The 19921-nt window shown below is 57.1% G+C and carries 17 protein-coding genes; 10 read left to right on the top strand and 7 right to left on the bottom strand.

Annotated elements, in window-relative coordinates:
* The first annotated feature begins 52 nt into the window (after positions 1–52).
* From budA to Electrica_RS10755, 3 genes are read left to right on the top strand one after another with little or no spacing between them, the layout of a single operon-like run.
* Positions 53–832, top strand: a complete 780-nt coding sequence (gene budA, locus Electrica_RS10765; protein ID WP_141964452.1) for an acetolactate decarboxylase — start codon at positions 53–55, stop codon at positions 830–832.
* 10 nt (positions 833–842) lie between these two features.
* Positions 843–2522, top strand: coding sequence for an acetolactate synthase AlsS (alsS, locus tag Electrica_RS10760; protein ID WP_100683622.1), 1680 nt, complete (start codon positions 843–845; stop codon positions 2520–2522).
* Between the two features lie 23 nt (positions 2523–2545).
* A complete protein-coding gene (locus tag Electrica_RS10755; protein WP_131047949.1) occupies positions 2546–3316 on the top strand; it encodes a (S)-acetoin forming diacetyl reductase in 771 nt (256 codons plus the stop codon).
* A 130-nt stretch (positions 3317–3446) separates the two neighbouring features.
* On the opposite strand, the gene Electrica_RS10750 is transcribed toward Electrica_RS10755, so the two are convergent.
* The 5 genes from Electrica_RS10750 to Electrica_RS10730 form a co-directional block, all read right to left on the bottom strand.
* A complete protein-coding gene (locus tag Electrica_RS10750; RefSeq protein ID WP_100683620.1) occupies positions 3447–4517 on the bottom strand; it encodes an ABC transporter ATP-binding protein in 1071 nt (356 codons plus the stop codon).
* Complete coding sequence (locus tag Electrica_RS10745) at positions 4510–6279, bottom strand: ABC transporter permease (RefSeq protein ID WP_100683619.1); 1770 nt, start codon at positions 6277–6279, stop codon at positions 4510–4512. Before Electrica_RS10745 ends, Electrica_RS10750 begins: the two co-directional genes overlap by 8 nt.
* 108 nt (positions 6280–6387) lie before the next feature.
* The gene (locus tag Electrica_RS10740) at positions 6388–7476 is read right to left on the bottom strand and encodes an ABC transporter substrate-binding protein (RefSeq protein WP_131047947.1); all 1089 of its coding nucleotides are present in this window, start codon (positions 7474–7476) and stop codon (positions 6388–6390) included.
* Between the two features lie 399 nt (positions 7477–7875).
* Complete coding sequence (locus tag Electrica_RS10735) at positions 7876–8694, bottom strand: phytanoyl-CoA dioxygenase family protein (RefSeq protein WP_131047946.1); 819 nt, start codon at positions 8692–8694, stop codon at positions 7876–7878.
* Positions 8695–8900: 206 nt separating this feature from the next.
* Positions 8901–9815, bottom strand: coding sequence for a LysR family transcriptional regulator (locus Electrica_RS10730; RefSeq protein ID WP_100683616.1), 915 nt, complete (start codon positions 9813–9815; stop codon positions 8901–8903).
* A 500-nt stretch (positions 9816–10315) separates the two neighbouring features.
* Here Electrica_RS10730 and Electrica_RS10720 point away from each other — a divergent pair, with 500 nt between their 5' ends.
* Genes Electrica_RS10720 through Electrica_RS10705 form a run of 4 tightly spaced genes read left to right on the top strand, consistent with a single transcriptional unit; the run spans position 10316 to position 14310 of the window.
* On the top strand, positions 10316–11836 hold the full coding sequence (locus tag Electrica_RS10720) for an amino acid ABC transporter permease/ATP-binding protein (RefSeq protein ID WP_141964451.1): 1521 nt from the start codon (positions 10316–10318) through the stop codon (positions 11834–11836).
* A gap of 25 nt (positions 11837–11861) precedes the next feature.
* Positions 11862–12734 (top strand): phytanoyl-CoA dioxygenase family protein, encoded by an 873-nt coding sequence (locus tag Electrica_RS10715; protein ID WP_141964450.1) that lies wholly within the window; start codon positions 11862–11864, stop codon positions 12732–12734.
* Between the two features lie 21 nt (positions 12735–12755).
* The gene (locus tag Electrica_RS10710; RefSeq protein WP_141964449.1) at positions 12756–13574 is read left to right on the top strand and encodes a transporter substrate-binding domain-containing protein; all 819 of its coding nucleotides are present in this window, start codon (positions 12756–12758) and stop codon (positions 13572–13574) included.
* A 4-nt stretch (positions 13575–13578) separates the two neighbouring features.
* Positions 13579–14310, top strand: coding sequence for a class II aldolase and adducin N-terminal domain-containing protein (locus Electrica_RS10705; RefSeq protein ID WP_141964448.1), 732 nt, complete (start codon positions 13579–13581; stop codon positions 14308–14310).
* A gap of 39 nt (positions 14311–14349) precedes the next feature.
* Here Electrica_RS10705 and Electrica_RS10700 read toward each other — a convergent pair whose 3' ends face one another.
* On the bottom strand, positions 14350–14631 hold the full coding sequence (locus tag Electrica_RS10700; protein ID WP_228267408.1) for a hypothetical protein: 282 nt from the start codon (positions 14629–14631) through the stop codon (positions 14350–14352).
* A 466-nt stretch (positions 14632–15097) separates the two neighbouring features.
* On the opposite strand from Electrica_RS10700, the gene Electrica_RS10695 reads away from it, so the two are divergent.
* Entirely contained in the window at positions 15098–16057 is a 960-nt protein-coding gene (locus Electrica_RS10695; protein ID WP_141964447.1) for an AraC family transcriptional regulator, read from the top strand.
* Between the two features lie 27 nt (positions 16058–16084).
* Here Electrica_RS10695 and Electrica_RS10690 read toward each other — a convergent pair whose 3' ends face one another.
* Entirely contained in the window at positions 16085–16210 is a 126-nt protein-coding gene (locus Electrica_RS10690) for a small membrane protein (RefSeq protein ID WP_202395495.1), read from the bottom strand.
* Positions 16211–16427: 217 nt separating this feature from the next.
* Here Electrica_RS10690 and Electrica_RS10685 point away from each other — a divergent pair, with 217 nt between their 5' ends.
* Positions 16428–17510 (top strand): malate/lactate/ureidoglycolate dehydrogenase, encoded by a 1083-nt coding sequence (locus Electrica_RS10685; protein WP_141964446.1) that lies wholly within the window; start codon positions 16428–16430, stop codon positions 17508–17510.
* Positions 17511–17750: 240 nt separating this feature from the next.
* On the top strand, positions 17751–19901 hold the full coding sequence (gene fdhF / locus Electrica_RS10680) for a formate dehydrogenase subunit alpha (RefSeq protein WP_131047937.1): 2151 nt from the start codon (positions 17751–17753) through the stop codon (positions 19899–19901).
* Positions 19902–19921 lie beyond the last annotated feature (20 nt).

The following is a 19921-nucleotide window of genomic DNA, read 5'->3' as shown; positions in this document are numbered from 1 at the left end:
GGGTCAACAATTATTTAATCTTTCTTATCTGTGTTGAACGAGGAAGTATCTGATGACCCATCCTTCGGCATGCACCTGCCAGCAGAGCCTGTGCGAAACCATACGCGGTTTTTCTGCCAGCCATCCTGATAGCGTTATCTATCAGACCTCTTTGATGAGCGCGCTCCTGAGCGGCGTCTATGAGGGCAATACCACCATCGCTGACCTGCTCACCCACGGCGACTTCGGTCTCGGAACCTTTAATGAACTTGACGGCGAGCTGATCGCCTTCAGCAGCGAAGTCTATCAGCTGCGCGCCGACGGCAGCGCACGCAAAGCCCGCCCGGAGCAAAAAACGCCGTTCGCGGTGATGACCTGGTTTCGGCCGCAGTACCGCGTCAGCTTTGACCATCCGGTAAACCGCCAGCAGTTGCACGAGATAATCGACCAGCAGATCCCCTCCGACAATCTGTTCTGCGCCCTGCATATCGACGGCCATTTTCGCCACGCCCATACCCGGACCGTGCCCCGTCAGACCCCGCCCTACCGGGCGATGACCGATGTTCTCGACGACCAGCCGGTATTCCGCTTCAACCAGCGTAAAGGGATACTGGTCGGTTTTCGCACCCCGCAGCATATGCAGGGGATTAACGTCGCTGGCTATCACGAGCATTTCATCACCGACGATCGCCAGGGCGGCGGCCATCTGCTGGATTACCAGCTCGATAGCGGCGTGCTGACCTTCGGCGAGATCCACAAGCTGCTGATTGACCTCCCGGCCGACAGCGCTTTTCTTCAGGCCGATTTGCATCCTGACAATCTCGACGCCGCCATTCGCGCGGTAGAAAACTAAGGAGCTTCATATGGACAATCAACGTCACGAACGCCAGTGGGCGCACGGCGCGGATATGGTAGTCAGTCAACTTGAGGCCCAGGGTGTACGCCAGGTCTTCGGTATCCCCGGCGCTAAAATAGATAAAGTCTTCGATTCGCTGCTCGACTCCAGCATCCGGATTATTCCCGTACGCCATGAAGCTAACGCCGCGTTTATGGCCGCAGCCGTCGGCCGCCTGACCGGTAAAGCGGGCGTCGCGCTGGTCACCTCCGGCCCGGGCTGTTCGAATCTGATTACCGGCATGGCCACCGCGAACAGCGAAGGCGATCCGGTGGTGGCGCTGGGCGGCGCGGTTAAGCGCGCGGACAAGGCCAAGCTGGTCCATCAAAGCATGGATACCGTGGCGATGTTCAGCCCGGTGACCAAATACGCCGTTGAGGTGACCGCCTCCGACGCGCTGGCGGAAGTGGTCTCCAACGCCTTCCGCGCCGCTGAACAAGGACGCCCGGGCAGCGCCTTTATCAGCCTGCCGCAGGATGTTGTCGATCAACCCACCCACGGCGCGATTCTTCCGGCCGGCAACGCTCCGCAAATGGGCTCGGCCCCGGACGAGGCCATCGAGAAGGTCGCGCAGATGATCGCCGCCGCCAAAAACCCGGTGTTCCTGCTCGGACTGATGGCCAGCCAGCCGGAAAACAGCCGTGCCCTGCACCAGTTGCTGGAACAAAGTCATATTCCGGTCACCAGTACCTACCAGGCCGCCGGGGCGGTCAATCAGCAGCATTTCGCGCGCTTCGCCGGGCGGGTCGGACTGTTTAACAACCAGGCCGGCGACCGCCTGCTCCACCTCGCCGACCTGATCATCTGCATCGGCTACAGCCCGGTCGAATATGAACCGGCGATGTGGAACCTCGGCAATGCGACGCTGGTGCATATCGACGTGCTGCCCGCTTATGAAGAACGTAACTACACCCCGGATATCGAGCTGGTAGGCGATATCGCCGCGACGCTGAACAAACTGACCGGGCGCATCAGCCATAAGCTGGTGTTAACCCCGCAGGCGGCGGAGATCCTCACCGATCGCCAGCATCAGCGCGAGCTGCTCGACCGCCGCGGTGCGCAGCTTAATCAATTCGCACTCCATCCGCTGCGCATCGTGCGGGCGATGCAGGATATCGTCAACAGCGATGTCACCCTCACCGTTGACATGGGCAGCTTCCATATCTGGATCGCCCGCTACCTGTATAGCTTCCGCGCCCGCCAGGTGATGATTTCCAACGGTCAGCAGACGATGGGCGTCGCGCTGCCGTGGGCAATCGGCGCGTGGCTGGTCAATCCGCAGCGCAAAGTGGTCTCGGTCTCCGGCGATGGCGGCTTCCTGCAATCCAGCATGGAGCTGGAGACCGCCGTCCGGCTGCGGGCCAATATCCTGCACATCATCTGGGTCGACAACGGTTACAACATGGTGGCGATTCAGGAACAGAAAAAATATCAGCGCCTCTCCGGCGTGGAGTTCGGCCCGGTTGATTTCAAAGCCTACGCCGAATCCTTCGGGGCCAAAGGCTTTTCGGTGGAGAGCGCCGACGCGCTGGAACCGACGCTGCGTGCCGCCATGGACGTCGATGGCCCGGCGGTGGTCGCCATTCCGGTCGACTATCGCGATAACCCTCTGCTGATGGGACAACTCCATCTCAGCCAAATACTTTGAGTCACTACAAAAAGGAAAACAACATGCAAAAAGTCGCCCTTGTCACCGGCGCCGCTCAGGGCATCGGTAAAGCTATCGCGCTGCGCCTGGTGAAAGACGGATTTGCCGTGGCTATTGCCGATTACAACGATACCGCGGCGAAAGCCGTGGCCGCCGAAATCAACCAGCACGGCGGCCGGGCGCTGGCGGTGAAGGTCGATGTCTCCCGCCGCGAACAGGTTTTTGCCGCCGTCGAACAGGCGCGTAAAACGCTGGGTGGTTTCGACGTTATCGTCAACAACGCCGGCATCGCCCCTTCAACGCCGATTGAAGAGATCGACGAGGAGACCATCGATAAGGTCTATAACATCAACGTCAAAGGCGTCATCTGGGGCATTCAGGCGGCCGTCGACGCCTTTAAAAAAGAGGGCCACGGCGGGAAAATCATCAACGCCTGTTCTCAGGCCGGACACGTCGGCAATCCGGAACTGGCGGTCTACAGCTCGAGTAAATTCGCCGTGCGCGGCCTGACCCAGACCGCCGCCCGCGACCTGGCACCGCTGGGGATCACCGTTAACGGCTTCTGCCCGGGGATCGTCAAAACCCCGATGTGGGCAGAGATCGATCGTCAGATCTCGGAAGCGGCGGGCAAACCGCTGGGCTACGGGACCGCCGAGTTCGCCAAACGCATCACCCTGGGACGGCTGTCCGAGCCTGAAGATGTGGCGGCCTGCGTATCATATCTGGCGAGCCCGGACTCCGACTATATGACCGGCCAGTCGCTGCTGATCGACGGCGGGATGGTTTTTAACTAATACCATGATGCTCTGACATGGTTTGCCCCTGCCGCGATGCAGGGGCTTTTTTATGCGCTTTTCCCGCCGTGCGGGCGATAAAGTGAGCAGACAGCGCAGACGGTTCACCGTCTGCTCAGAACCTGCCGCCTTACGCGCGCGGGAAAATCCACAGGTCGTTGGCCGGGAAGGTCAGGTGACAATGCTCCGTGTCGCGCAGCGATGAGCCATAGGCGCGAATGGCAAAATCGTCCCCCCGGGTACGGAACAGGTACTCCCAGCGGTCACCAAGATACATACTGGTTAGCAGCGGTAGCTCCAGCATATTATCCTGGGGCGTCGCCCCAAGGCGCAGACGCTCGACGCGGATCACCGCCGTCGCCTCCTCCCCGACGCTGACCCGACCGCCCGCCATCCCCCACAGCGCCCAACTGGCTCCTTCAATCCGCGCCCGTCCGTCCATTACGGCGGTAATCTTGCCGTGCAGGCGGTTATTGCTGCCCATGAACTCGGCGGCAAACAGGGTCGCCGGATTGCCATACATCTCCTGCGGCGTCCCCTGCTGTTCAATCACGCCATTGTTGAGCAGCAGGATACGGTCGGAAATCGCCATCGCTTCGTTCTGATCGTGCGTAACCATCAGCGCCGACAGCCCCAGTTTGATAATCAGCTCGCGCAGAAATACCCGCGCCTCTTCGCGTAATTTCGCGTCAAGGTTCGACAGCGGTTCATCAAGCAGAATAACCGGCGGGTTGTAGACCAGCGCCCGGCCAATCGCCACGCGCTGCTGCTGGCCCCCCGATAGCTGATGCGGGTGCCGGTTGCCCAGATGCCCCAGCCCCAGCTGATCGAGCACCGCCTGCACCCGCTGTTTCATTTCGCCCGCGGCGACCTTACGCAGCCTGAGCGGGTAGGCGACATTCTCGAATACCGTTTTGTGCGGCCACAAGGCGTAGGACTGAAACACCAGCCCAAGATTGCGCGCCTCGGCCGGAATTTCGCTGCGCGGATTGCCGTCATAGACCGTATGTTTGCCGATGGCTATCCGCCCGCCGGTGGGTTTCTCCAGCCCGGCCACCGCGCGCAGCAAGGTGGTTTTCCCGCTGCCCGATGGCCCCAGTAGCGACACCACCTCTCCCCGCTTCAGCGTCATCGACACCCCTTTCAGCACCGGGTTGTCGCCATAGGTCAGATGCAGATTTTCTACTGATAATTCAATCATGTAATTTCACTCCAAAGCGCAGGGCGATACCCAGTCCGACCACCACCAGCAGGATATTGATAAACGAAAGCGCGGCGACAATATCGATGGCTCCCGCGGCCCACAGCGAGACCAGCATCGAACCAATGGTCTCCGTTCCCGGCGAAAGCAGATAGACGCCGGTGGAATACTCACGCTCAAAGATCAAAAACATCAGCAGCCAGGAGCCAATCAGGCCATAGCGCGACAGCGGCACCGTAACGTGGCGAGTGACCTGGCCCTGCGAGGCGCCGTTGCTGCGGGCGGCCTCCTCCAGCTCCGGCGCCACCTGGAGCAGGGTTGAGGAGATCAAGCGCAGCCCGTAGGCCATCCACACCACGGTGTAGGCCAGCCAGACGCTGAAAATGGTATTACGCAACGCCCGCAGCTGGACAATCAGATGTTCGCGCAGCCAGTCGGCCACCGGCAGCGCCGAGAGCCAGCCGTTTTTCAGCGACTGATCCAGCCACATCGGCAGGAACAGAAACACCCACAGGAACGCCAGTCCGGCCAGCAGGCCCGGCACCGCACGCGGAACCAGCACGCTGTAGTCGAGAAAGCGCGTGACATTATCCGCTTTGCGATGCATCGCAATGCCGACAAACAGATAGCAGAGAACCGCCAGCGCGCCGCCGAAAATACCGATGGCCATGGAGTTGACGATGGCCCGCAGCAGGTTCGGCTGCTGCCAGATATTACGGAAGGTCGCCAGCGACAGTTCATCCCACAGAGAAACCCCTACCCCCCAGTTGGAAATAAACGCCCGCATGGCGACGCCAATCAGCGGCACGCCAATGGTCACGGTCAGCCAGAAGACCACCACCCCGCCAGCAACCCAGCGCCACTTGCCGAGCGGCAGCGCACGTGCCTGCGAAGCTTTGCCTTTCATGGTCACAAACCGATTGGCCGTGCGCATCAGGCGCCGCTGCAACATGACCAGCGGGATAGTGATACAGATAAGCACCACCGCCACCGCCGCCATCAGATGATAGGAGGGCGTCCCGAGCTTATTGGTGAGCTTATACAGGTAGGTGGCCAGCACCATGTTGCCTTCCGGGTCCCCCAGCACCAGCATCAGGCCAAACACTTCAAGGCCGAGGAAAAACAGCAGCACGCAGGCATAGAGAATCGACGGACGTACCATCGGCAGGCTGACCGAGGTCATCACCTGCAGCGGAGAGGCCCCCACCGTCCGCGCCGCCTCTTCGACATCCGAACCGACGCTACGCAGCGCGGACGAGATATAGAGATAGGCATGCGGAACGTGGGTCAGCCCGGCAATCACCACAATGCTGAACATCGAGTAGATATTCCACGGCACAAACCCCAACAGTTGCTCTGCCCATTGCGAGAAAAAACCGACCGGCCCGGCGGCGACCACATAGCCAAACGCCAGTACCATGGGGGAAACAAAAATCGGCACCAGAATCAGCGGTTCAATAAACCGCCGTCCGGGCAAATCAGTACGCACCATTAAGAACGCGAGGATCCCGCCCAGCGGTATCGCAATCAGCACCAGCCCCACCGCCAGAATAAAACCGGACTTCAGCGCAAGATAAAAGTCGGGGTCGGTAAAAATAAACTCAAAGGCCCCCAGACTGAATTCTTTACTGCGGGCAAAAAACGGGGCGGAAAGAAAACTCTGCACCACGATAAATAACAGCGGGATATAAATCACTAATGCCGTTATCACTACCACGATACCGCGCGGTAGCCCCTGCCATTTTCTGCGTATTACATTCATAGCGTATCCCTTTGGTCAGGCGCGGAGTACAAACCAGACGGGTGTTGAAAACCGGGAATACCCGGCGCGAAAAGACGGCGTATCCGATGATACGCCGCCTGGCGGCTATTATTTTGCGGCAGCGGTACGCCATTGTTTGATAAATTCCAGCCGTTTCTTCGGTTGCAGATATTCCAGCAACGTTTCATCGACCGGAATCGGTTTCAACGCGTTACCCAACATTTTGGTCATGCCGTCGATATCATTTTTGCCTTCGATATCGTTACGAATAGAGGGAATATCCGCCTGGTTGGCCAGAATGCTCTGTCCTTTTTCCGACAGCAGATAATCGAACCACAGTCTGGCGGCGTTCGGATGCGCGGATTCCTGAGAAATAAACGAGACCCGCGACAACACCAGCACATAATCTTTGGGATATGAAATGCCTAATGATGGATCGGTTTTCGCCCGCGCCTCGGCGTAGGAGCCAAGAATGTTATAGCCCAACAGATTTTCACCCGAGGAGACCCTCTCCATCATGGTGCCGGTTGAGGACTGCACGGTCAGACCGCCTTTCGCCATCCCGGCCAGATTGGCGAAATAGTTGGCGTCGGCTTTGCTGTCCTGTACCGCCAGCATGAAGCCCAGCCCCGATTTCTCAATATCGTAGGTGGTCACTTTGCCTTTGAATTTATCCGCCTGCGCGGTGACCAGTTTTGCCAGCGCGGTGTGCGAATCCGGGACATCCCCCTGCGGGATTAAGCGTTTGTTATAGATAAAAACCACCGGTTCGTAGGTGGTGCCATAGGCTTTTTGCTGCCAGACCGCCCATTTCGGCAGCTTGCTCAGTTCCGGAGAGGCGTACTGTTCGGCATAATCCGTCGCCAGTTTTAGCGCCGTATCCATCGATGAACTCCAGACCACATCGCCGCTCCCGCCGCCCGCCGCCTGCTCGCTGATATAGCGGTTATAGAGTTCGGTACTGTTCATGTCGTTATATTCAACGTTGATCCCAGGGTACTGCGCCTCAAACCCTTTAATTAACGGGCCCGCGGCTTTGGTATCCGTCGTCGAATAGATGACGACTTTGCCCTCTTTCACCCCGGCATCCACCACTTTTTGATAATCAGCCGGGTAACCCTGGGGTAATTCTGCCAGAACGGAACAGGAGAAGACTGTCGTCAGTGAAACCACTAAACCACCAATTTTCCTATACATAAATCCAACCCTTAATTATCATTTATTAAACACAAATTTAACATATAGCGAGACATCAGGACGTTGCAATGACGGGGGGTGTTTTTTTCCGGCTTTTGTGACGCTGGCTTAATTTAAATAAACTGGCGGCCACCGCGGTCAAAAAAGAATAAGGCGAACAATATTTTCCCGCGCCGGGAGACAAAATATTAAGACAGCCTTAAGCGTCAGATGAGATGTTGATAAAACGGGGGCCGCCCTTCGCCAAAATTGAATGGCGGCAGGCCAGCATAGGCCTGCCGGAGGGCAATTTTCCGCCGTTTAATGACGCGGCAGGAAATAATAGTGACGGTCTGACAGAGGAAAAGATGGTCGGGCAAATTCAGGTCCGTATGCAGACGAAGCGGTGATTCGTCAACATTATTCTCGCGGCCAGACCCGGGGAAACAGCGGCGAGAGCAGCGGCTCGCCATCTTTCAGCGTCAGTTCCGGAAACGGTGGCGAGGTCACGCCGCCGCGATCGGCGAAGGTGGCGTCATCCCCGACCCAGCGAGCGGAGAAGACCCGCCGCGCACGCGCGGTCGCATTGCCCCGCGCGCCGTGCAGCGTCCGGTAATGAAAGGCGACCGCATCTCCCGGTTCCAGCGCCCAGCTGACAATATCGTAATCATCCTGACGGGCATCAATATCCGGCAGCTCTTTAAAACGGTCGTGCGCGTAGAGCTTTGAGCCGTTAAAACGGGTCGGGCTGTACTCGTCGCCCCAGCGGTGGGAACCGCGGATGCAGCGCAGCGAGATTGCTTCCGCCACCGGGTCCAGCGGGATCCAGAAGCTGACGTTTTGCTGCCCGTCGACACAATAATAGGGCTGATCGTGGTGCCACGGCGTCACCGTGCTGCCGCCGGGCGGTTTCACCAGCGTATGTTCATGGAAAAATGTGGCCGTCTGCGATCGCATCAGCGCAGCGGCGATTTCCGCCGCCGGCGAATGCAGGACAAAGCGCGCAAAGTCGGGGATGCGCGACCAGTTGCAATAATCCTGGAAAAACGGGGCGGAGCCATCTTTCGGCACAACCGTACGGGCATGGCCATACTCGCTGGGGCTGGCCATCAGCTCCGCGACGCCGGCCGCCAGACTTTCAATCCATGGCGTAAACACCCCCTTTAGCAACACGACGCCATCCGTCTGATAGCTGTCGATGGTCTGCGAATCGATATTCGGGACACGCTGATTTTGCATAGCTAATCTTCCTGTATGGAGAGATGATGCGGCTGAAGGTGACCCAGACAGGCCCGCTATTTAGCCACCGAGGATCGAACCTACACAGGTTATTTAATTACCTGTCGCGGGTAAATTATTATAAAACGAGTCGCTGAATAGAAAATTACGAGCCTTAATGGCAGGGGCAGGAGAAATAAGCCTGCGGCAGTCACAGGCTTATTTATTCAACAATGCGCGGGAGTTAATTCAATACTGCGGCAATAGTCCATAAACAGTTGTGTGGGCCGGGTCGGTTCATTATTGGCAAGATGCGCCATAATTAATGTCGACGCGGGCATCTCATCTTCAATATCTAACTGCACCAGCCTCTCGCCGTCATAGGTCATATCGCACAATGGCCTGGTGACTAATACCGAAAACCCCAGTCCCTGTCCCACCATACAGCGCACCATTTCGATGGAGGGTGAACTGTAGGCGACTTCAGGGTGATAGCCCTTCTCTTTAAATATGGTGATAAAATAATTCTTGCTGGGCACCGCATCGAGCAAAATCATCGGTTCATGACTGAGCTCCTGCAAAGTCACGCTATTTTTCTGCGCTAACGGATGACTGGCCGGCAGCAGCGCATAGGGTTTATGCGGCGCATTCAGCATCTCTTTATTGATTGAATGGCCTAATTCCAGATCATAGACCAGCGCCAGATCGAAACGCCCGCGATGCAGACCGTGCATTAACTCATGCTGCTCACCGTCATACAGCTGCAGGGTGATATCGGGATACATTTTTTTAAACCCGGCGACCAGCTTTGGCATGTACAGCGGCGCCACGGATTCGAAGCAGCCGACGGAAATCGTCCCGGAAACCAGCTCTTTATCGGCGCGGGAGTTTTGTTCAAACTCATAGGAGAGCCGCAGCAGCTCTTTGGCCTTGTCATAAAAACGCCTGCCGCAGGAGGTCAGCGAGACGCCCTGGGCGTGATGGCGAATAAACAGCTGCTGCTCAAATGTGCTTTCAAGGTTTTTAATCGCAATCGAGATCGACGGCTGAGCAATATGAAGCTGCCGGGAGGCTTCAGCGATACTCTCGGTCTCTACAACGGTAACGAAGTATTTAAGTTGTTTGAGCGTGAATCGCGTCATGGCCCCACCCTTTACGAAATATTGTCGCGAGCGAAAACGGTATAGTTTTCTGATATGCAGTCTGCAAACATCGTGCCATTTCCCCCTCAGCGCCACGCTTTCTTCGCCGGGCAAATGATTTATTTAGCATCCTGACGAAGTCAAAATGCTGACGCTGCCGCCGCATCCGTTTAATTGCACCAGACCGCATCACGTTGCACCAAATTAATTCTTTGCGCGCCCCAATATGGCACAATTCTGGATTTAATCGCCCGTTCCGTTATCCCCTGTGCGTAATTGTTTTTTTAATGTTTAGTTCTTGTTTCGCACTCATTGCTTTAAATTTATTGAAATTAATCCACCTGTATAGTTTTTTTAAACTTAAAGACCAAAAATTTACTAATTGCCTCGCAACGAAAACTGCCAGCATAGTGTTATTGCAAGATAAAGCCTGGCGATGCCCCATTTTTGATCATCGGTATCGCATTCATTTCCGTTAATTATGGCGAGTGAAATAACCCATGACGTTTAACTGGAACTACATGTTAAGTCTGCTCAGCGATGCAGATTTTTGGCAGGCCACCTGGACCGTCATTAAATTAAGTCTGCTGACCTGGGGTTGCAGTATTGTGCTGGGATTTGTTCTCGCCCTTGCCAAGCAGTCGCCGCGCAAACTTTTTCATCTTCCGGCGCGCTTCTATATCTGGCTGTTCCGCAGCCTGCCGCTGCTGGTGCTGCTGATATTCGTCTATAACCTGCCCCAGGCGGTGCCGTCCTCAGCGCCCTTGCTCAACGACCCGTTCTGGGCCGGCCTGCTGGCGATGGTACTCAGTGAAGCGGCCTACGTCGCCGAAATCCACCGCGGCGGCCTGCTCTCGATAGCGAAAGGCCAGAGCGAAGCCGCCCGGGCGCTGGGACTGCGCTATGCCGGTACCCAATGGCGGGTGATTATTCCCCAGGCGCTGCGCGTCGCCCTGCCCGCGCTGGCCAACGAATACATTGCCATCGTCAAGCTCAGCTCGTTGGTGTCGGTTATCTCCCTGACCGAGATTTTGATGGTCGGTCAGCGTCTTTACTCGCAGAACTTCCTGGTGATGGAGACCATGGCCGCCGTCGCCTTCTACTACGTGCTGATCGTCACCGTCTTCGACTTCCTGCTCAAACGCCTGGAGAGCTACCTCGATGTCACCCGGCGGAAAGTCACCCGCCCTATCGACAGCGAGATGCTGCGGCTGGCGACGCAAACGCGCCCGGCAATCGTGCGCAGCGTGGTCGACAACCCGTCCCCGGCGCTGCAGGCGTCAAAACTGCACAAAGCCTATAACAACGTGGAAGTGCTTGGAGCCGTCAGCCTGCAAATTCAGCCAGGCGAGGTGGTCTCGGTGATTGGCCCTTCCGGTTCCGGGAAAACCACGCTGATTCGCCTGCTCAACGGACTTGAGCAGATCGACAACGGCGAGATTCGCATCAACGGCCAGCCGTTTATTCACCTCGATCGCCAGGGGGCGCAGAAACCGCGCTTTATGGAAAACGCGCAGTACCGCCTCAACATCGGCATGGTTTTCCAGAGTTTTAACCTGTTCCCCCATCTGACGGTTTTCGGCAACCTGCTGCTGGCGCCGCGCTACCATCGGCTGGCCCCGCAAGCCGAACTGAAGCAGCAGGCCTGCGAATTGCTGCATAAGGTCGGCATGCTGGAGCACGCGTGGAAATACCCGCACCAGCTTTCCGGCGGCCAGCAGCAGCGCGTGGCCATTGCCCGGGCCCTGATGATGCGACCGCAGATCATGCTGTTTGATGAACCCACCTCGGCGCTTGACCCGGAAAAGGTCAATGAAGTGCTCCAGGTTATCGAGTCGCTGGCCCACGAAGGCATCACGATGGTCATCGTGACCCACGAAATGAACTTTGCCTTCAAAGTCTCTGACCGGATTGTGTTTATGGAAAAAGGACGCGTGGTGTGCGACGACACGCCGCAGGCGATGCGCGACGGCAACCACCCGCGCGTTGACGCCTTTCTGAAGGATGTCTCCCTGGCTTAACTCTCCGTTTGTGAAAGGAAAAATTATGATCGCGCAGTGGCAAATCGAGCAGTTTCATCAACAAGGTTTTCTGGTGGTCGAAGGGGTGCTGTCGCCTGACGACATCACCGCCTTGCAGCAGGATTTTGACGGTTGGGTAGAAGAGAGCCGCCGCCATTGCGAGGTATGGGGCGAGACGCTGGACGGTCGCCCGCGCTTCGACCTTGAAGGGGATCACCGCGCCGATCACCCTTCTCTGCGCCGGGTCAGTTCGCCGACGGAGATTTCCGCCGCCTTCGAACGTGCCGCGCTGCAATCGCGCATGGCGGCCATCGCCGCCCAGCTTATCGGCGGCAGCGGCACCCGTTTTCATCACAGCAAAATCAACTCCAAACTGCCATTCACCGCGACGCAGGTGAAATGGCATCAGGATTTTCTGTTCACACCGCACAGCAATGACGACATCATCACCGCCCTGCTGATGGTCAGCGACGTCACGCCGGAAAACGGCCCGCTGAACGTGGTGCCGGGGAGCCATAAGGGGCCGCTGTGGTCCCACTGGCAGGACGGACGCTTTACCGGCGCGGTTGACGACGAGGTGGTGTCCGCACAGTGCCAGCAGCCCGCCGCCTGCTTTGGCCCTTCAGGCTCGGTGTGCTTTATGCATACCCGCCTGCTTCATGCCTCGAGCCCCAATGAAACCGGGCTGCCGCGGACGCTGTTTATCAGCGTCTATGCCGCCGAGGACGCCCTGCCCTTTGGCGAAAACCCGTTGCCAAGCCGGCACGCGGGCCAACTGGTGGCTGGCGTCGAGAGCGGCCTGGTGCGCAGCACCGCCAATCAGTTACGTTTGCCGCAGAAACCGCGCGGCGCCTCATTCTTCGTTCAGCAGGCCGGCCACGATCTTGCCAGCATGTAATGTCATCCCCTGGAGGTTTTTATGAAACGATTTAATGCTCTGCTTCTTTGTACCGCTGGCGCTCTGACCTCGTTCAGCACTTTTGCGGCATTCCTGCAGCCGGGGAAAATCACCGCCGGTTCGGATATGACGTTTTATCCTTATGAATATATGGAAAACAACAAACCGGCCGGTTTTGATATTGAGTTTCTCGCCGGTCTGGCGAAAACCATCGGCCGCGAGGCGGTGAATACGGATACCCGCTTTCCTAATCTGCTCCCCGGCCTGCAGGGCGGGCGGTTCGATATAACCAACTCCTCGATGTATATCACCGCCGAACGCCTGAAGGTGATTGACATGGTGCCGTACCTGAAAAGCGGCGAATCGATCCTGGCGCTTAAAGGCGCCAGCTATCAGCCGAAGACTCCGGAAGAGTTTTGCGGGCACAAAATCGGCTCGATGGGCGCCACCTCCTGGCTGGCGCAGTTGCAAAAACTGTCGGCGGACTATTGCGTCAAGAAAGGCCTGCCGCCCATTAAGCTGAGCGAGTACAGCACCGACCCGCAAACCACCCAGGCGCTGCTGTCGCGGGCGGTGGAGGCGCAGATTACCGATGCGGCGGTGGCGCGCGGCGTCGTTGAGAAGCTGGGCGAGCGGATCGTTATCTCTTCCGATACCTTAATTTACCCGGTGCTGAACGGCTTTGGCATCAAAAAAGGCAACAGCGAAGTGAAGAGCGCCCTTGAGGAGGGGCTGAAAAAATTCAGCGCCACGCCGGAATACGCGGCGCTGCTGAAAAAATATCACTTCCAGCCGCCGACGGAAGAGGACCTGAAAACCCTGATGCCAAAAGCGGAGTAATACCATGGCTTACTCTTGCGAAGAACAAACGCGGATCGATCTGGCGGCGACGTTTCGTATCATCGCGCATCTCGGCATGCACGAGGCGGTCGCCAACCACTTTAGCGCGGCCCTGTCGCCGGACGGCAAGAAGTTTCTGCTGAATCCGAAGTGGAAACATTTCTCGCGGATCCGCGCCAGCGACCTGCTGCTGCTGGATGCCGATGACGAAGCGACCGCACAGCGCCCGGACGTGGACGCCACCGCGTGGGCTATCCACGGTCAGATTCATCAGCGGCTGCCGCAGGCGCGGGCGGTACTGCACCTGCACCCGGTCTATACCACCAGCATCGCCTGCCTGGCGAATCCGCAGATCCTGCCTATCGATCAGAATAGCGCGCGCTATTTTAATCGCGTGGCGGTGGATACGCTGTATGGCGGGATGGCGGATACCGCCGCCGAAGGCGCGAGGCTGGCCGGGCTGCTGGCGGATAAACGCCGCCTGCTGATGGGCAACCACGGTGTGCTGGTCACCGCCGCGACCATCGGCGAAGCGTTTGACGATATCTGGACGCTGGAGCGGGCCTGCCAGATTCTGGTCACCGCCTGGTCGACCGGCCAGCCGCTGAAGGTGTTGTCCGCTGAGGTGGCGGAGAAAACGGCCGAGGACTGGGAGAAAATCGCCGATTTTTCCCGCCAGCACTTCGCCGAAATGAAGCAGATGATGATTGATGCCGATCCTTCGCTGCTGGACTAAAAAGACGCAGACTCCCGGGCGCACGCCCGGGAGAGATGCTTATTGCTGCGCCAGTCGGGTGAATACCGCCTGGCGTTCTGCGGGTTTTCGCCACCCCTGATGCCGTGTTTCGCCAGCAGCGGCTCTGCCGGCCGGTAAAAGCTGGCCGCTATCCAGATTCAACCGCCGAGTGACGATTCGCGTCTGGTATAGCGTTCTCACGGTTTGCGCATCGGCGGGTCCATTTTTCACAAACCCGGCAGCCTGGAGAACCGCGGCTTCGGTTTCCTCGTTTCGCGGTTCGGCAAAATTGTCTTTGAGCAGTAAAAAAATAAACAGCATAAATTGCAAACCATAAAACACAAATAACCATCAAAGATAAAAAATAATTTTACTCTTGCGCATACGCGGTTATTCCCGTCGTTCGTTGGATGCCTGCACTATAGCTTGCAATCGCTTTTATCCGGCTGTCCACTGCGTTTTTCATAATATTGCTGTTTATTCAGAGCCCCTGCGCCGCTGACAGGAAAACTGAATCGGCTTTTTTTAAATAACGACCACAGGCGCTAATAAAATATCTCCCCTGCGATGAAAGGGTTTTATTTTATATTTAGCGGACCGTAAAATAAGTCGCTATGGATAGAGAACAGCGTTTTTCACGGTCCGATCGTCGCGGCATCAGCAGCGATGAGTTCTCGCACTAACGCTCTGAAGAAACGTAAAAATCCCGACTCGCCGCTGGCGTTTCTTGAGATTATTCTTATAATAAGTGGATAAAATGACCAGCTGGCCGGGATACGAAACAACCATGCCCAGACCTACGACGCTGTACGTTCCCCATATATTAAGCGCGGCGGATATTGCGCCGGAAGAGCGCTATCAGCAAATCTCGCAGAACCTCAGCTGCTATGGCGTTGAGGTGGTAAATAACCGCCGTCCGGCAGAGATTATTGCCCACCATAAAACCATATCGGCTATTTCCGGCGATTATTGTAGTGCAATGGGTTCTAAAAACGAGACAATATTCGACCTGCACCGGGTGGCTGAATCTTCAATCTATATTTCTCTGCTGGTACAGGGGCATCAGCTGATCGGCGGCAGAAAAAAATCAGCTGTCGCCCGGATTAATCCCGGACAGCTCATCGTTCATCAGCGCAATGATTATTACAACTATCAATGTGATGATGTCAAACAGCTGTATATCATTCCGCATAGCGCGAAAATCAACACGTTATTTAGCGGTCAACTGACCAACCCGGTCGTCACGCTGGATAATCACCCTTTAGCGTTATTTTTGAAATCGCATATGCTGCTGCTGGACGCGCAATCGGCAAATTTATCCGCACAGGAAACCGCGGTTATTGTCGATGGCCTACACCATATCGCGCTGCAGGTTCTGGCCGATGTCGCTCAGGAGAAAGGGCTGCGCTCGTCAGGAAAACTCGCGCATCTGGTCAACAGCGCGAAATCCTTTATTACGCTTAATTATCACCGACATGACCTGACTCCTGATCTGCTTTGCCGGATGCTGTGCTGCTCACGATCCAGCCTCGATCGCGCGTTTCAACAACAAGGGACTTCGGTGATGGCGGTGATGAAAGAGATACGCCTCGAGGCGGCCCGCCAGCTGCTGGAAACCGATCCCCGTCTGCGGGTTGAACAGGTCTCCTGGCGCTGCGGTTTTGTCAGCCACCCGCTGTTCAGCAAGAGTTTTCGCGAGAAATACCACTCCACGCCGAAAGCCTGGCGCGACAACCATGACAACTAAAGTGAATACCCAGGCCGTCGACGGATATTAGCGATGGCGGAAAGATTTAAAGCGCATCGCTTTGCGTTCTTTTATATAACTCCATAAACAATAGATCGATAATCCCAGCAGCGAAATCGCGACGATAATTAAAAGCAGAGCACTGATGTTCATTTTGGTCTTCTCTTTATCATTTTTTAGCTGGTTTTTATCATAATGATTATCAGGGCCGCGAACAGCACGCCGGGCCTCAAGCCTGTTCCCTGCCCCTCATTTCTCTTCCGCGCGCTTCGCGCGCCAACATATTGATCTTCTTCGCCCATAAGCGCAGCATGAAAGCGCAAACTTAATAAAACAACAACACCCTCGAATAAGTCACAGGAGCGTATCAGTGCAAACCGGATATCGTTTTCAGGCGACGGATCTGCATCAGTTCGTCAACACGCTGTTCATTGAGCTTGGCAGTTCTCCCACCGAAGCCTCCCTTGTCGCCGACCATCTGGTGGCCGCTAATCTCGCCGGCCACGACTCACACGGCGTGGGGATGATCCCGACCTATCTGCGTTCTCATGCTCAGGGTCATTTGCAGCTCAATCGTCATGCCAGCGTGATGAAGGATGCCGGTGCGGTGGCGACACTCGACGGTAACGCCGGCTTTGGTCAGGTGGTTGCCCATGAAGCAATGCAGAAAGGGATTGAGAAAGCCCGGCAACACGGCATGGCGGCGATCGCGCTGCGCAACGCGCATCACATCGGACGCATTGGTTACTGGGCCGAGCAGTGCGCGGCGGCAGGTTTCATCTCGATCCACTTCGTCAGCGTGGTGGGCGATCCGATGGTGGCTCCGTTTCGCGGCAAAGACAGTCGTTTCGGCACCAATCCGCTGTGCGTTATCTTCCCGCGAGAAGGCCAGCCTCCGCTGCTGCTCGACTACGCCACCAGCGCGATTGCCTTTGGCAAAACCCGCGTCGCCTGGCATAAAGGCGAAGCCGTCCCGCCCGGTTCATTGATTGACGCCCGAGGCGAACCGACCACCGACCCGGCGGTCATGCAGACCTCGCCGTTAGGCGCCCTGCTCACCTTCGCTCAACATAAAGGCTACGCCCTCGCCACGCTGTGCGAAATCCTCGGCGGCGCCGTCTCCGGCGGCCAGACCACCCACCAGCAGAGCCTGCAGACCTGCGTCGACGCCATCTTCAACTGCATGACCACCATTATTCTCGACCCGAAAGCCTTCGACGCGCCGGACATGCAGCGCGAAACAGAAGCCTTCATCGACTGGTGTAAGCAGTCGCCTCACGACGCGCAGACGCCGATTCTGGTACCGGGCGAGTGGGAAGAGGCCAATCGTCAGGAGCGTCTGGCGCGGGGCATTCCGCTGGATGCCGGCAGCTGGCAGGCCATCTGCGAAGCGGCGCTGGCAGCCGGACTCTCCCCGCAAAAACTGGCGCCGTTCCAGCCTGAAATGCGCTAAACCATAACAGGACGCCCTATCCGGGCGTCCTGTAACGTCATCGTCATTAGTGACGACATCACGACGACACCGCTATCCCGCAAAATATTCTCCCTTTATATCAATAACTTAATTTTGGCATGATTTCTGCATACCACTCCTGTCTTCCGCTTGCATCGCGGCGAAAGGTTTCCATGACGATGGCGGGCCGGGCCCGGCCTGACCATTGATCTTCATTCACTGTTAACAGGTCTGTTACTGATGAAAAAAATCACAAGCGTTTGCCCTTATTGCGGGGCGGGTTGCAAACTCAAGCTGGTTGTCGAAAACGATAAAATTATCCGTGCGGAAGCCGCCGATGGGGTGACCAATCAGAATCAGCTGTGCCTCAAAGGGTATTACGGATGGGATTTTCTTAATGATACTCAGCTGCTCACTCCGCGGCTGAAGCAGCCGATGATTCGCTACCAGAAAGGGGGAAAACTCACCCCGGTCAGCTGGGACGAGGCGATTCGCTATACGGCCAAAAAACTCCGGGAGATTAAAGAACAGTATGGCCCGCGCGCGATAATGACCACCGGTTCGTCTCGCGGTACCGGGAATGAAACCAACTATGTGATGCAGAAATTCGCCCGGGCGGTGCTAAACACCAATAACGTCGACTGCTGCGCCCGCGTATGTCACGGTCCATCGGTGGCGGGTCTGCAGGTGGCGCTGGGTAACGGTGCGATGAGCAACTCCATCAGTGATATTGAACACTCAAAATGTCTGCTGGTCTTTGGCTACAACTGCGCCGATTCCCACCCTATCGTCGCCCGTCGGGTGATTAACGCGCGCGAAAATGGCGCGAAAATCATCGTTTGCGACCCGCGGCGAATTGAAACCGCCCGCATTGCCGATCGCCACCTGCAGCTCAACAACGGCAGCAATATGGCGCTGGTCAACGCCTTCGGCCACGTTCTGCTGGAAGAAGATCTCTATAACCATGATTACGTCGAACGCTTTACCGAAGGGCTGGAAGCCTACCGTGAGACGGTGAAAGCCTATTCGCCTGAAGCGGTGGAAGCGGTCACCGGCGTCCCGGCGCAAGAGGTGCGTCAGGCGGTGAGAATGTTTGCCGCCGCGCCGTCGGCCACGATTATGTGGGGTATGGGCGTCACGCAGTTCGGTCAGGCGGTCGATGTGGTGAAAGGGCTGGCCAGCCTGGCGCTGCTGACCGGTAACCTTGGCCGGGAACATGTCGGCGTCGGCCCGGTGCGCGGACAGAACAACGTCCAGGGGGCCTGCGACATGGGGGTGCTGCCGAATCTGTTCCCCGGCTATCAGGAAGTAACCGATGCCAACGTGCGCGCCAAATTTGCCGCGGCCTGGGGCATTGATCCGGCCATTATGGATGACAAAGTCGGCACCCGTATTACCGAAGTTCCGCATAAAGCGCTGAACGGGGAGATCAAAGCCTACTACATCATGGGGGAAGACCCGCTGCAGACCGAAGCCGATCTGGGGCTGGTGCGTAAGGGCATTGAGGCGCTGGATTTTGTCGTGGTGCAGGATATCTTCATGACCAAAACCGCCGAAATCGCCGACGTGCTGCTACCGGCCACCTCATGGGGCGAACACGGCGGCGTCTTCACCTGCGCCGATCGCGGTTTTCAGCGCTTCGAAAAAGCGATTCCCGCGTCAGGCAACGTCAAACGCGACTGGGAAATCATCAGCCTGCTGGCCAGCGAAATGGGCTATCCGATGCATTACGACAACAACCAGCAAATCTGGGACGAAATGCGCGAACTGTGCCCGCTGTTCTACGGCGTCACCTATGAAAAAATGGGCGATATGAACCACGTGCAGTGGCCGTGTCCGACGCTGGATCATCCGGGCACACCGTGGCTATATAAGGACAATAAATTTGATACCCCGACGGGGAAAGGCCAGCTGTTTGCCGCCCCGTGGCGCGCGCCAGCTGAAACGCCGGATGCCGACTATCCGCTGGTGCTCTGCACCGTGCGCGAAGTGGGTCACTACTCATGTCGCTCGATGACCGGCAACTGCGCGGCATTGCAATCCCTTGCCGATGAGCCCGGCCGCGTGCAGATAAGCCGCGCCGACGCCGATCGGTTGGGGATCGCCGATCGGCAGCTGGTATGGGTAAGCTCGCGTCGCGGTAAAGTGATTACCCGCGCGGATGTCAGCGACCGTATCAACCACGGCGCCGTGTATATGACCTACCAGTGGTGGGTTGGCGCCTGCAATGAACTGACCCAGGACAATCTCGACCCGGTCTCGAAAACGCCGGAAACCAAATATTGCGCGGTGAAGATAGAAGCCATCAAGGATCAGCTCTGGGCAGAGCAGTTTGCCTGGCGCACCTACAGTGACATGAAAGCGCGTCTGAAGGCGGCGGTGAACGCCTGAATGCCGGGGGAGAGGCGACG

Origin of the sequence: Klebsiella electrica (assembly GCF_006711645.1) — a bacterium.
In the GTDB taxonomy this organism is placed as follows: Bacteria; Pseudomonadota; Gammaproteobacteria; order Enterobacterales; family Enterobacteriaceae; genus Klebsiella; species Klebsiella electrica.
The sequence above is the reverse complement of the archived record's forward strand: the minus strand, read 5'-3'. Positions and strand labels throughout refer to the sequence as shown.

What these genes read in the sequence shown, in the direction of transcription:
- budA (WP_141964452.1), top strand. Translation starts at nt 53, where the DNA reads ATGACCCATCCTTCGGCATGCACCTGCCAGCAGAGCCTGTGCGAAACC.
- alsS (WP_100683622.1), top strand. Translation starts at nt 843, where the DNA reads ATGGACAATCAACGTCACGAACGCCAGTGGGCGCACGGCGCGGATATG.
- Electrica_RS10755 (WP_131047949.1), top strand. Translation starts at nt 2,546, where the DNA reads ATGCAAAAAGTCGCCCTTGTCACCGGCGCCGCTCAGGGCATCGGTAAA.
- Electrica_RS10750 (WP_100683620.1), bottom strand. Translation starts at nt 4,517, where the DNA reads ATGATTGAATTATCAGTAGAAAATCTGCATCTGACCTATGGCGACAAC.
- Electrica_RS10745 (WP_100683619.1), bottom strand. Translation starts at nt 6,279, where the DNA reads ATGAATGTAATACGCAGAAAATGGCAGGGGCTACCGCGCGGTATCGTG.
- Electrica_RS10740 (WP_131047947.1), bottom strand. Translation starts at nt 7,476, where the DNA reads ATGTATAGGAAAATTGGTGGTTTAGTGGTTTCACTGACGACAGTCTTC.
- Electrica_RS10735 (WP_131047946.1), bottom strand. Translation starts at nt 8,694, where the DNA reads ATGCAAAATCAGCGTGTCCCGAATATCGATTCGCAGACCATCGACAGC.
- Electrica_RS10730 (WP_100683616.1), bottom strand. Translation starts at nt 9,815, where the DNA reads ATGACGCGATTCACGCTCAAACAACTTAAATACTTCGTTACCGTTGTA.
- Electrica_RS10720 (WP_141964451.1), top strand. Translation starts at nt 10,316, where the DNA reads ATGACGTTTAACTGGAACTACATGTTAAGTCTGCTCAGCGATGCAGAT.
- Electrica_RS10715 (WP_141964450.1), top strand. Translation starts at nt 11,862, where the DNA reads ATGATCGCGCAGTGGCAAATCGAGCAGTTTCATCAACAAGGTTTTCTG.
- Electrica_RS10710 (WP_141964449.1), top strand. Translation starts at nt 12,756, where the DNA reads ATGAAACGATTTAATGCTCTGCTTCTTTGTACCGCTGGCGCTCTGACC.
- Electrica_RS10705 (WP_141964448.1), top strand. Translation starts at nt 13,579, where the DNA reads ATGGCTTACTCTTGCGAAGAACAAACGCGGATCGATCTGGCGGCGACG.
- Electrica_RS10700 (WP_228267408.1), bottom strand. Translation starts at nt 14,631, where the DNA reads ATGCTGTTTATTTTTTTACTGCTCAAAGACAATTTTGCCGAACCGCGA.
- Electrica_RS10695 (WP_141964447.1), top strand. Translation starts at nt 15,098, where the DNA reads ATGCCCAGACCTACGACGCTGTACGTTCCCCATATATTAAGCGCGGCG.
- Electrica_RS10690 (WP_202395495.1), bottom strand. Translation starts at nt 16,210, where the DNA reads ATGAACATCAGTGCTCTGCTTTTAATTATCGTCGCGATTTCGCTGCTG.
- fdhF (WP_131047937.1), top strand. Translation starts at nt 17,751, where the DNA reads ATGAAAAAAATCACAAGCGTTTGCCCTTATTGCGGGGCGGGTTGCAAA.